The sequence below is a fragment of the Pirellulaceae bacterium genome, assembly GCA_029243025.1.
Classification (GTDB): Bacteria; Planctomycetota; Planctomycetia; order Pirellulales; family Pirellulaceae.
In genome coordinates, this window is sequence record JAQWSU010000018.1 from 278607 (window position 1) to 291388 (window position 12782).

A 12782-nucleotide genomic window follows, 5' to 3' on the forward strand; every position below is an offset into this window, starting at 1 on the left:
CGGGTAAGATTTCAGCGCGCACCGATGGATTGGATCATCGGTACCTACTTCTCGCCGGATTAACCTCAGCCACTTGGTTCCGACCATCAGAGTTGCGGACAGTCGACAGCCATGACACTGCAAATCAAGATTGAGTTTTACGGAATAGCTCGCCAACGGGCTCAGGTTTCAGACACATTGATTTCTGACGTTCAGAATGCGATCCCCCTTCATCAGGTTCTACATCATTTGGCACGCGAGTTCCCGGATCTAAATGGTGAGTGTATCGTAGACGACCAGCTACAACCCGGATTCGTAGCCAATATTAATGGCGAACAGTTCGTCACGAACCCTGATCATCGGATTCGTCCTGGAGAATCTGTTCTAATCATGTCGGCAGACGCCGGCGGATGAGGCAACCGATTACCCGCTTACAGAAAATCATCGTGACGACTCAACATAGCTCGGCAACCGCACCTCCTGGATACCATGGCAAATATTTGCGGGTTGATTTGACTACCGGCAAATGTCAGTCCATTGAACTTCGCGAGGAGGTGTTGCGTAGTTTTCTGGGAGGCACGGGCTTAGGCGTATTTCTCATGCACCAGGAGTCCCAAGCCACCGTGGATCCGTTTGACAGTCGTTCCGCGTTGGCCTTCATATTCAGTCCGCTCGTCGGGAGTCCATTGACGACAAGCGCGAAATTTACTGTCGCCAACCGAAGTCCGTTAACCGGCATGTATAATGATTCGCTCGCCAGCAGCGGATTCGCGATCGCCGGCAAAAGCGCTGGCTGGGACGCGGTTGTTTTGGTGGGTCAAGCTGAAGCTCCGTCGATCGTCATCATTGACGAAGATCAAATCGATCTGCAACCAGCCGAAGGACTGTGGGGACAATCGATACCAGAGACCGAGCGTGGACTGCAACAGCGCCTTGGTTCGCAATTTTGTTACGCCACGATCGGACCGGCAGGTGAGCAACAAGTTCGTTTCGCCACCATTTCTCATGACGGCCGACACGCAGGACGCGGTGGATCCGGTGCAATTCTCGGTTCGAAGCAGATCAAGGCAATTGCCATTCGCGGCAACCAAAGACCTCGTTGGTTTGATCCGGCAGCTCTGACGAAATATAGCAAAGACCTCTCGACTCGGTCGTTCGGACCTGCCACCGCGAAGTACCGCGAGTTAGGCACCGCCTCAAACTTATTGACGTTCAACCGATTAAAAACTCTACCAACGCGTAACTTCCAACGCGGTTCGTTTGAGGGAGCAAAGCAACTTGCGCCCGAGACTCTCTCGATAAGCCATCAAAAAACGCGACACTCCTGCGTGGCTTGCACCATTGGCTGTGAACATGTCTACCAACTGGACAAGTCAGGTGACGGCGTAAGACTTGAGTATGAAAACCTGTTCGCGTTAGGTTCACTCTGTGAAGTGGATGACCCTGAGATCGTTTTGCACGCATCAAAAATTTGCGACCAACTAGGTATCGACACCATCAGTGCGGGGGCAACCATTGCTTTTGCAATGGAATGTGTACAACGGGGCCTGCTGAATGAATCTTGGCTCCAATTTGGCAATGGGCCCGCGTTACTGCGGGCACTTGACCTCATCGGTAATCGCCGAGGATTCGGAGACCAACTCGCTGAAGGCAGCCGTCGTCTCGCGGTGCAGATTGGCCAGAACTCGGCTGATTTTGCGCCCCATGTAAAAGGGCTTGAAATCCCGGGCTACGAACCGCGAGGCCTACAAGCGATGGCGCTTGGGTTTGCCGTTTCTGCGCGAGGCGCTGATCACAACCGCAGTGGTGCCTACGAAGCGGATTTCTCGGAAAAAGTTGACCGGCGTCAGGTTGACAAACGCTCGGTGCGACTCGCTATTCAGACGGAAAATCAAGCCGCAATCATGGATTCCTTGATTCTTTGCAAATTTCTGCGGGGCGTATTTGACGACTTTCTTTCCGAAGCAGCCGGCATGCTCCATCTGGTCACCGGATGGGATATGAATGCGTCCGAATTACAACAAACGGCAAATCGCATTGTTGCGACCAAAAAGCTTTTTAATATTCAAGCCGGTTGGCACCCCAAAGATGACACACTGCCCAAACGATTCCTCAGCGAACCGCTCCCCGATGACCCCAAAGCGACTTTAACCCATGCTGAATTGCATTCGATGGTTATCGCTTACAATCGAGAAAGAGGTTGGACTGACGAAGGCTGGCTAAAACCAGATTCCCTCACTGATCTAAAACTTGATACCTTGTTGGTAAACAACCCGCCATCGTAGCGCCACAAACAACCGAACACGAAAATCTCAACGACGAATTGCGACACCACTATGACCCATCAATTCATCCTGATCCCTGGCCGCACCAGCAAACAAGGCTGTGGAATAAGCGAGGGGAAATTTGGCGAGAATTATCAGTCAGAGATCAACGCCTTGCAACTCAACCAAACAGACATGGAAGAGATGGGACTTTCCGAGGGAAGCCGCGTTCGCATCAAAAGCGACCATGGGCAAATCGACGTTGCGATCAAAGCAGCACCGAAAGGCGAATTACCGCAGGGCCTTTTATTCATCGCCTACGGTGATCTATCAAGTCGACTCATGGGAGGTGACACTCATGGGTCCGGCATGCCAACGAGCAAAGGCCTCGACGTCACCTTACAGATCCTGGAAGAAACTGACGCACCCCCGACAGACTGATTGATCAATCGTGCAAACATCCCAGGACCCGAAAAAATTCCGCGTCGGTCAGAAAACCGTTCGAGCCGGCACGGACCTGACACATGACTTTGCCTATATTGACAAACATTTGCTCGTGATCAACAAACCGACCGGTTTACTCAGTGTTCCCGGACGCACACCTGACAAACAAGATTGCTTGTTCACTCGATTACAACCTGCATTTGACGAACTGTATGTGGTTCACCGGCTGGATCGTGATACGTCGGGCGCCATGCTATTCGCCCGCAACTCCGAAACACAATCCGCCTTGGGCCGGATGTTTCAACGGGGAGAATTGGCCAAGGAGTACTGTGCTTGGGTCGAAGGATCTGCCCAAACCGCAAGAGGGACCGTGGATGCACCGATTGGTCGAGTCCCAGGTGCGAAGCTTCCACCACGATATTGCATTGACCACAACGCGGGCCGAGCCGCACAAACCTCCTGGGCAGTCATTGAGACAGACCGTCATCGCACACGTTTGAGTTTGAAACCAGTGACGGGCCGATCTCATCAACTACGAGTTCACTGCCAATATTTAGGCCACCCGATTGTGGGTGATCCGATCTACGGCACGCCAGATTCCCGCATGTTTCTTCACGCGCATCGACTCGACTTCGTCCATCCAGTCAGTGGTGATATGCTGAGGGTAGAGGTTCCTGTACCGTTTTGAAAGACATTCCTATTGTGTGGTGTCTCATGACCAATCGGTTACTACGATGGCAACCACGTTTACTAACAGCGATTGTGTTCTGCGCTGCAACAACCCTTGCCTGCCTGCCGACTACGGTTGGTGGCACCGAGCGCGATGACTTGTTGGTGAAAGGTCTTTGTCAACGTTCGCTCTATCGCCAGGCAGAATTATTGTGTTTAGATGAAATCAAGCAATCGGCAGGCAAGCCTCAACAACAAGCTGACTGGTACAAGCTACTGTTCAAGACATACGCCCAGCAAGCATTAAATGCGTCCGAATCGGCGCGCGAGAGCATTTGGAAAGCCGCCGGCGAACAATGGGATCGGTTTCAACAGGAACCGATCGATCCGCAGCGACCCGATATCGAGTTACAATACCGCTTAATCGAATTAGCACGGGGGGAGTTGCTCGCCTCAGCCATCGACCTCTCAAACAACCGCGCCCAGGCAGTTCGAAATGCGACCGCGCAGCTGCGGCAAACTTCACAAGCACTGGAAAAACTGGCCGAATCGGTTGCAACACAACAGCGTACTGCGTCGGCGAAAGAGCGACTTTCGTCAAGAGCCCTTCAACAACTCCACGCACTCATCGAGTTCAAACTTGGCGAAAGCCTGCGACAACAAGCTTTCTGCTATCCACCCGACAGCCCCGATTATGTTCATTTACTTACCCAGGCGGTGCGCCGTTTTGATTCCGTAGCACGACTTGCTGGCAGCTCCGAATTAACACGTCTCAGCCAGTTAGCCGAAATCGACTGCCACCGTCGCCTGGGAAATAGGGCGGAGACAAGACAGGGTATCGAGCGGCTTTCGAATGCGGATCTCAGCCAGGAGCTTCGTGAAAAGTTGATCATTCAGCAAGCTGAGCTGTTGATCGATCGCCAGGCCGCTCGACAAGCCATCGACTTGCTGGAAAAGAATCTATTTCAAGCAAAGGGCTCAGAGGATCGCCCCACCTTGGCTCTCGCCGAACTATCGATTCTGCGAGCTTATTTGGCATTAGTCCGAACCGCATCCACCGCGGGTCATGACAACCGTGCACAACAATGGCAATCATCCGCTCTACGTCTTGTGCGAAAAATGGAAAAAACTCGCACTCCTTATTGGGCTCACCTTGCTCAACGCGAAATAAGTACGATCCGCCTGAGAGCCACAGGATTTGCCGACGTGGATGTACTTGAACGTACGGCTGCAACACAGTATCGACGAGATCAGTTCGAGGAAGCCATCGCCACCTACCGGCGCGCCGCCGAACTGGCCCAACAGTTGAACGATCAAAACCGCAGCTTCGACTTAGGTTTTCAAGCCGCCGCCATTGAATATAAACAACATGAGTTTGCGGAAGCACGTAACGCATTTCGCCAATTAGCCATCCAACACCCCGACAACATCAGGGCCAGTCAAGCTCATTTGTTAGCCATCACATCTGCTGCCCGACTCGCAAAGAAATCGGCTGCCGAATTCGAATCGTATGAAGCCTTGCTCTTCGAGCACTTGCGACAATGGACGCGCCACCCATCGGCAAATCAAGTCCGCTGGTGGCTAGGCAACCTCCAATATGGACGAAGTGAATGGTTGGCGGCCATCGACTCATGGATCCTGATTGATCCATCATTCGAAAAAATCACCGAAGTTCGTGATCGGTTGCGATCCAGTTTCCTGAAGCTGCTTAAGAACCCACAGGTTACCAAGACGGAAAAAGTCAGTTTGGCGGAAAAGGCATCGAAATATTTTGAGCAAGCGGCTGCAGCCAACAATAAGAATCTTGATCATTGGACTGACCAGTCACGCCTGGCGATTACGGACGCCGCTACATTTCATCTGCTTTTCACCAACCAGTCGCCAGCCGCCATCCTGCCAGCATTACGGTCGGCTGCCGCGTCGGACAATCGGTCTGCCCGCTGGGCGTCGACAACCCAAGCCATACTAGGCCTCGCCGAAGGCTTATCACGTAACATCACCGCCGCAAACGCCTTGTTCGCCCAAGTCGATTGGTCAAAGGTTGACAAACAAATCGACATTGTGGCTCGCCTGAACCAGGAATGTCGTATCAATCCAGCGGCTGCGAATACACTTGCAAAATTGACGCTTGAATTGACGAAGCAAATCACCAACTCATCGCCAAATCTAAGCGACGATCAACGCGATGCACTCAACCAATTCAACGCCGAAGCCTACGCTTACCAATCGAAACCCCTTGCGGCAATCAAGATTTACAACGCGCTGATCGACCAACGTCCGACCGACCGAGTCGTGCAACAGCGGCTAGCAGAACTGTATGCCGCCCGCGCATCAGACCGAGATCAGACAGCCGCCCTTGAACATTGGCGACGTGTGATCCGCCTCAGTCCTGCTGGTGGTTCTAATTGGTTCCAAGCAAAACTAGGAGTCGCTCGAGCCTTGGCAAAACTCGGCCAAACAGAGCGAGCCGTAGAAGTGATTCAGCTGACGATGGCCCTCCATCCTGACATGAATAGTAAGGCAACCCAACGAGCCTTCGAAAAGCTGTTAAGAGAACTCAAAAAAAAGAGATCTCTTGGTGACTCGAACTGAATCGCGTCTGGGGAGGGGGGCTCAAGAGCCGCAAATCACCGGCCAGCGACTCTCAAGCGAAACGGCTGAAATTTCAGACTCAAAGCGTACAAAGACGATCGCTTGCTGTGGAGTCAACTCGCGCAGATCGATATCGCCCAAATGACGCCATTCGCGCTCAACGCTCCAGGCAACTCCACATTTTGAGTGAGACAGCTGAAAAAAAGGACGTTGATGGGAACTTAATTGTCGCCAACATTCTTCGTCCCCGTAGATGACAGGTCGAGCAGCTCGCTGCTGTAGCCACTTTCGGTCAATACATAAACCATAGGCTTCAAAGTCCCACCTGCTCAGATGCGGACGAAACAGTCGCCGTGTCGCAATTTCGTCATGGCTCCACTCAGTAAAACAAACAACTTTGATTGGCGATCGCGTCATGCGACAAGTAGCAATCAGCCGTTGCATCTGCAGAATCTGCTTTAACGAGCCAAGCGAGTTCCGCAAACTCGCCTCAGCAAAAAGTTGCTCGGCCAAGTACTGGTCAAGCGGTTGATCGGGCCACGGACCGTGACAGGCACGCGTCCAATGTCACAAACGAGGAACGACCGTTGTGGCACTCAGCGTTGGGTTTTGCATCGTCTCCCGCCAATCAAAACGGACCGATCACGATCGATCGACTGAATATCAGTGTGACGGCAAAGCGTCGCACCTTGCCCGACCAATCTTGTTGACAGTCTTCTATCCAGCTCCCCGGTTGATGTTACGAGCCGCACAGCTGGCGGATCAGGCAAGGAAATTCGCCACGACAATAAACGAATTAGCCGGCCCTGCGATCGCAACCCTAACACAAACACAGTGCTGGCCAACGAGAGCAGACAGGCATCTAAGTTGGGGCCAATCGGAGACACTGGCTTTTTGGCAAGAGGTGGCGAAACGATCGCGCGCATTGCCCATTGGGAACTCTTGGACCGTACAAAACATCGATCCAGCCAACTCACAGTTTTTCCGGCGAAAGAATCGACCATCACCAGCGGCTGTATACCGTCCTGCGCCAGTTGGCTGACAAATGGGTGACACGTCGTCCGTGGAGCGGTCAGCAAGATTTGCCGCCGAGGCTCCAATCCCGTCACCACCTGCCGAAGACCAAACAACCAAAGTGATTTCGTAGACAGATTACGTCCTATCCGCGAACTGAGCACACAAACAAACTGTCCATGCACCCGGCCCTGAGGCCACCAGACTGCTCGCAGCCCTAGCATAGGAGTCTGCAGGCAGAAAAGCATCGCACGTCTTTGCTGGCACGCTTGAAGCCTGCTTACAATTCGAGTCGACCGTTGCCCGACCGTCTTCGCTTGCCAGGCGTGAAGCAGGTCTGGCAACAGATTCGGCTCGCCACCACCTGCCGTTTCTCGGCGACCCGCTACAACGCTTAGAAAAACTTCATGGAGCTTGTTCAGTTCTGACATACGTTTTCTATCTCGCCACGATCTTCCCAGGAACTTTTCCAGTGACAAATTAGGTCAAACAGCCGGGATTCGTCAAAGTCGCATGGCAGTCGCTCTTTTCGCTCAAGCCGAACCTGTTTATTCTGCTCTACAACTTTGCAACATCTGCATCAAACGCGAGAAAATGCCGTCTGGCTTGTTTCTCGAGTAACCATTCAACGTATCATGAGAGCAATCGGCGGCGCTCCGATCAATCTTGGCGTCAACGACGATTACCTCGTTCCAACGGCTCGATAATCACCGCATTGATGCATGTTGGGAATTCGACTTTCACTCCACGGATGATCAAGATAAATGATTAACCTTCAGGGACATCGGGCCTTGGTGACGGGCGGAACACAGGGCGTCGGCGCTGCCATCGCCTATTCGCTGGCGCAAGCTGGTGCAGACGTCGTCCTGCATGGACTTACGATCGACGAACAAGCGCATGCGACCGCTGCCGCATGTCGTGAGACAGGAGTTGAGGTCGGTTTGATCGACGGAGATTTGTCGGGGCCAACCGAATCAGCCGTGCAACGAGTCTTTGAACAGGCCCAAACGACGCTGCCTGGCATCGATATCTTAATTAACAACGCCGGCACTTACGCCGATCTGCCGTTCCTTGACATGACCTATCAATCATTTGAACGGACGATGCGATTGAATGTCTTTTCCTATTTCTTTTTGAGCCAAGCCTTTTCCAGACAGTGGGTCAACGATAACACTGCGGGTCGCATCCTTTTGATTGGCTCAATCAACGGTCGGCTTGCGGAACCGACCCATTCAGGCTACGACACTTCCAAGGGGGCGATCGAAATGATGGTCAAAACCCTGTGCGTTGAACTGGCTCCACATCAAATTCGTGTTAACGGTCTTGCCCCCGGTCTGTTTCGCACGCCACTCACATCTTCCGCGTTGGATCAGCCGGGAGTTTTACAGTGGATGCAACAGCACACACCGAACGGGCAAGTGCCCGGACCGGAGGTTGCGGGCGCCGCAGCCGCATTTCTCGTCAGTGACGTGGCGGACCACATTCACGGGCAAATGCTATTAATTGACGGCGGCATGAGCGTTTGGCAACAACCCGATCTTTAGACGTGAGACGAATCTAGATTTGAGTCGGTTCGCGATAGTAAGCAGTCCCGGTTGCCAAGAGGGAAGCCACAACGATATTTTTTTTCCGAGCCGGATCCCGACCGCCAATCTGTACCGTATCGATTTGCACACAACACACAGCATTATATCCCAGCTCAAGCGATTGTTCCTTGATGCGGAGAAGCGCCTCTCTGCGGCCCCGTTCCAACAACGTTTGAAAGCTGCTAATCTCCCCGCCAAACAGATTCTTGATGGTGCCGAGAAAAGTTTTCAGATAATCGCTGCTGATGACAACTTCCGACACCACCAAGCTGGGCACTAATTCATGCTGAGGAACGGGGTCGGTATAGGCGTGCGTCTGCGTGACCAAGACCTTTTGAGTTGCTGCCTCACGACGATCTAAATCGGCAAGATGTTTTTTTTCAATTTGCCGTCCAAGTGTCAGCCCCAATAGAAGCAGGGCCATCGGCACACCGAAGGCCAACCCCAACTCAAACAGAATGAACGGATGCATTTCAGCTGCTCCTATCAAAGACCCACCAAATATCAAACCGTTTCGGGAGCGACCGTGACGGCGGTGCCGTAAGCAAATAACTCGGACGCACCGGCCGAGATCGAGCTCGTAGTGAACCGCACGTTCAAGACTGCATTGGCACCCAACTGCTGGGCTTGAGCCAACATACGCTGCATTGCTTCTTGACGCGATTCCGTCAAAAGTTCGGTATAGCCAACAAGTTCTCCGCCAACCAAATTTTTCAGCCCGGCAGCGATATCTCGGCCGGCGTGCTTCGCCCGCACTGTATTACCTTGGACAATCCCTTTGACTTCTAAAATTCGATGACCTGGGACCGTATCTGTATTCACTACAATCATGACAAGCTCTCCCAAGTCCGAGGCCGAAACCCAAACGATCAGTTCCACAATTGTGATGGTGACCTCGTCGACCAACAAGTGGTCGGATAAGATTTAAAAGATTGAAATCAACTGATTTCGGGGGAAATATCCCGTCGAACCGACCCTCCGTCGAAGATTGACTTGGAGATTTAATGCAGACGGCAATCAGCGCACTCGGCCTACTGATAATGGTTTTCCTGGCGTGGTTGATGAGTTCCAACCGCCGCCAGCTCAATTGGCGAATCATCTTCGGTGGATTGGCGCTTCAAATCGCATTTGCCTTGTTTATCTTGCGCACGACCCCGGGTCGCCTGATGTTCGACGGCATCGGGGATTTATTTAGGGCTTTGAATTCAAATGTCGAAGCGGGATCATCGTTTCTATTTGGTTTGAACCCTAGGTCGGATGATGAACTGTTACCTCCGACCTATGCGTTGTTAAGGTCGTTCGCATTTGGAGTCTTACCGACGATCATTTTCTTCTCGTCCTTGATGTCGATCCTGTATCACCTGGGAATCATGCAACGCTTAGTCAATTTGATCGCTTGGATCATGCAGAAAACACTCGGCACTTCGGGAGCCGAGAGCTTGTCGGCCGCTTCCAACATCTTTGTCGGTCAAACCGAGGCTCCGCTGGTCATTCGACCCTACATTTCGAAAATGACAACGTCGGAATTGAATGCCGTGATGGTAGGCGGCTTTGCCACCATTGCTGGAGGTGTGATGGCGGCATTCGTCGAGATGGGTGTTGACGCTGGTCATCTCGTGACCGCATCCGTGATCTCCGCACCCGCCGCCCTACTCATTGCCAAAGTGATGCTACCGGAAACGGAGCAACCAGAAACGTTAGGCCCAGTAAAAAATCTGCCTGGAATCGAACATGTCAATTTAATTGAAGCAGCCGCGGCGGGCGCAAGCGACGGCTTGAAACTGGCGTTGAACGTAGGCGCTATGCTAATCGCGTTCCTCGCCTTACTGGCCATGGCTAATGGCCTATTGGGTTGGGTGGGCGACCAGTTTTACGATCTGACGAATTATCTGTTTCAGCTACCCCGCGGAACAACTTGGAGCCTAGAATTATTCTTTGGCTATGCATTCGCGCCGTTCGCCTGGGTCATGGGAATCCCTACCGAAGACTGCCGCAAGGCAGGCGAATTGCTGGGGGTCAAGATGGTTGCCAACGAGTTCCTGGCTTATGACGGTCTCGGCAAATGGGCGAAAGAAACGGGTGAAGCGGCCCCCAATCCACGTTCGATTGTGATCATGACTTATGCACTCTCTGGCTTCGCAAACTTCAGCTCAATTGGAATCCAATTAGGCGGAATTGGCGCCATTGCTCCAGAAAGACGCTCGGACTTAGCTCGTCTGGGACTTCGGGCGATGTTTGGCGGAACCTTAGCAGCCTTCATGACGGCCTGCATCGCAGGTATTCTGTTACCCTCGATTCCAGCACCTGTCGAGAATCGGCCGATCGAACGACCCAACACAGTCTCAACCTCCACGAACTCCGTCAAAATCAAAACGGTTCGGCAACAGGTGATTCAATGTGGTTTCGACGAATTCAGCCGCCTGTGCAACGTCAATCAACAGAATTCTCAAATCAGGAACGAATTCCGAAATGACTTGCCGACAAGCCCCACATGGAGCATGACCGCCCTGAGTGGCTATTGCGAGAATCGAGAATTTACGTTGTCCAAGCGAAACGGCGTTTTGCACCGCGACCCGCTCTGCACAAACCGTCAAGCCAAACGACCCATTCTCCACGTTGCAGCCCGTGTGCAGCGCCCCTTGCTCATCAAGTAACGCCGCCCCGACTGCGAACTGGGAGTACGGTGCATATGCGAACTGTCGAGCGGCTATTGCCGCCTCGACGATCTCTTCAATTCTACCATCACGCGTCATGTTTGATCTTTCGTTGGATATCCCAAAGTGAATCAATGCCAACATCAACAATCATCGATAGTCAATCGTTCAACGATTAACGGCGGTGCGTTTACAATCTGATTCGCTGAGATCGTAATCGCCTGAAGCACCGCATCAGAAACGGCTTCGACAGCCTTGGACCTACCAAAGACTCGGATCATCGGCTGGCCCACTTTCACTTCGTCCCCAATCTTAACCAACACCTCAAAACCGGCTGCCGCATCAATCTGATCGCTAATCACCTTTCTTCCTGCTCCGAGTAAGATAAGTGCATGCCCCAGTTCTCTACCATCAAAGTGGCTAACCCAACCCGCTGTTGTTGCGCAGAGGGTTCGCGGTGGATAACTACCAAATTGCTGATTGAGATTTCCGCCTTGAGCATTGACCATTTCGACAAACTTGTCGTAGGCAGCACCATTTTGAAGCTGTCGATTCAAGAGTTTCATCACTGAATCAGGATCCGTCGTTCTGTCACGGTCTCTCATCAATTCGCCACCCAGTGCAACCACAAGTTCCCTGACTTCGGACGGACCTTCTCCCTGCAAGACTTGAATCGATTCTTGCACCTCCAGCGCGTTGCCCACCATGCGGCCCAGCGGCTGATTCATATCTGAAAGCAACGCGGTTGTCTTGACACCCAGTCGTTCACCCACGCTCACAAGATTTTGTGCGAGATAGCGGGCAGCCTGAGAATCTGCCATGAACGTGCCAGACCCGAATTTGACGTCCAGTACTAAACGGTCAAGAGACTCAGCTAACTTCTTACTCAAGATGCTGGCGGTGATCAACGGAACCGATTCGATGGTCGCGGTTACATCTCGCAGCAAATAAAGTTTTCGATCAGCCGGAGCTAAGTGAGAATTGGCGCCACTGATCACACATCCAACAGTTTCAGTTTGTTGTCGAATTTCATCGATCGTCAATGTAGTTCGAAAACCTTCAATGGCCTCCAACTTGTCTAACGTCCCTCCGGTAATCCCCAACCCACGACCAGAAATCATCGGAATGTGCAAATCACACGAGGCCAAGAGCGGTGCGAGAATCAGCGACACCTTGTCACCGAGACCTCCTGTTGAGTGCTTGTCGACCTTTGGAACATTATCATTCCAAGTCAGACGCTGTCCGCTATCCAACTTGTGCTGCGTCAAAGCCGTTGTCTCAGCCAACGTCATGCCACGAATGCAAATCGCCATGGCTAAGGCAGCCATCTGGTAATCTGGAATTTCCCCGGCCGTGTAAAGATCAACAAATTCCGCAATTTCGTCGGACGTCAACTCTAGGCCGTCTCGTTTTCGCGCAATGATCTTCGCAGGAATCACCATTACCACCGTCCCTTGTCAGGTTGTTGCAATGAGACACCGTTTTAGACAGTTCGAGCGACGCTGGCGAGACCAAACCCCAACTGACGTGAAATGCTGACCTTTTCGCGCCGAAATGATCACCCAAACTCGCGGCAAGAT

General features: G+C 52.4%; 10 protein-coding genes and 1 pseudogene. 7 read left to right on the top strand and 4 right to left on the bottom strand.

Annotated elements, in window-relative coordinates; all coding sequences use genetic code 11:
- Positions 1-111: 111 nt before the first annotated feature.
- Genes P8N76_08655 through P8N76_08675 form a run of 5 tightly spaced genes read left to right on the top strand, consistent with a single transcriptional unit; the run spans position 112 to position 5948 of the window.
- Positions 112-393 (top strand): MoaD/ThiS family protein, encoded by a 282-nt coding sequence (locus P8N76_08655; GenBank protein ID MDG2381732.1) that lies wholly within the window; start codon positions 112-114, stop codon positions 391-393.
- Positions 390-2264, top strand: coding sequence for an aldehyde ferredoxin oxidoreductase family protein (locus P8N76_08660; protein MDG2381733.1), 1875 nt, complete (start codon positions 390-392; stop codon positions 2262-2264). The genes P8N76_08655 and P8N76_08660 overlap by 4 nt, the downstream gene beginning before the upstream one ends.
- A gap of 51 nt (positions 2265-2315) precedes the next feature.
- On the top strand, positions 2316-2684 hold the full coding sequence (locus P8N76_08665) for a molybdopterin dinucleotide binding domain-containing protein (GenBank protein MDG2381734.1): 369 nt from the start codon (positions 2316-2318) through the stop codon (positions 2682-2684).
- Positions 2685-2694: 10 nt separating this feature from the next.
- Positions 2695-3375: an RluA family pseudouridine synthase gene (locus P8N76_08670; GenBank protein ID MDG2381735.1), complete on the top strand. Its 681-nt coding sequence runs from the start codon at positions 2695-2697 to the stop codon at positions 3373-3375.
- A 26-nt stretch (positions 3376-3401) separates the two neighbouring features.
- Positions 3402-5948, top strand: a complete 2547-nt coding sequence (locus tag P8N76_08675; GenBank protein ID MDG2381736.1) for a hypothetical protein — start codon at positions 3402-3404, stop codon at positions 5946-5948.
- 21 nt (positions 5949-5969) lie between these two features.
- On the opposite strand, the gene P8N76_08680 is transcribed toward P8N76_08675, so the two are convergent.
- Positions 5970-6392, bottom strand: coding sequence for a hypothetical protein (locus tag P8N76_08680; GenBank protein ID MDG2381737.1), 423 nt, complete (start codon positions 6390-6392; stop codon positions 5970-5972).
- 1334 nt (positions 6393-7726) lie between these two features.
- On the opposite strand from P8N76_08680, the gene P8N76_08685 reads away from it, so the two are divergent.
- Positions 7727-8506: an SDR family oxidoreductase gene (locus P8N76_08685; protein ID MDG2381738.1), complete on the top strand. Its 780-nt coding sequence runs from the start codon at positions 7727-7729 to the stop codon at positions 8504-8506.
- 13 nt (positions 8507-8519) lie between these two features.
- Here P8N76_08685 and P8N76_08690 read toward each other — a convergent pair whose 3' ends face one another.
- The gene (locus tag P8N76_08690; protein MDG2381739.1) at positions 8520-9020 is read right to left on the bottom strand and encodes a heavy metal-binding domain-containing protein; all 501 of its coding nucleotides are present in this window, start codon (positions 9018-9020) and stop codon (positions 8520-8522) included.
- 32 nt (positions 9021-9052) lie between these two features.
- Positions 9053-9379: a YbjQ family protein gene (locus P8N76_08695; protein MDG2381740.1), complete on the bottom strand. Its 327-nt coding sequence runs from the start codon at positions 9377-9379 to the stop codon at positions 9053-9055.
- A 173-nt stretch (positions 9380-9552) separates the two neighbouring features.
- Here P8N76_08695 and P8N76_08700 point away from each other — a divergent pair.
- Positions 9553-10836 (top strand): annotated as a pseudogene (locus tag P8N76_08700) (NupC/NupG family nucleoside CNT transporter).
- Between the two features lie 509 nt (positions 10837-11345).
- Here P8N76_08700 and P8N76_08705 read toward each other — a convergent pair.
- Positions 11346-12644 (bottom strand): thymidine phosphorylase, encoded by a 1299-nt coding sequence (locus P8N76_08705; protein ID MDG2381741.1) that lies wholly within the window; start codon positions 12642-12644, stop codon positions 11346-11348.
- Between the last annotated feature and the right edge of the window lie 138 nt (positions 12645-12782).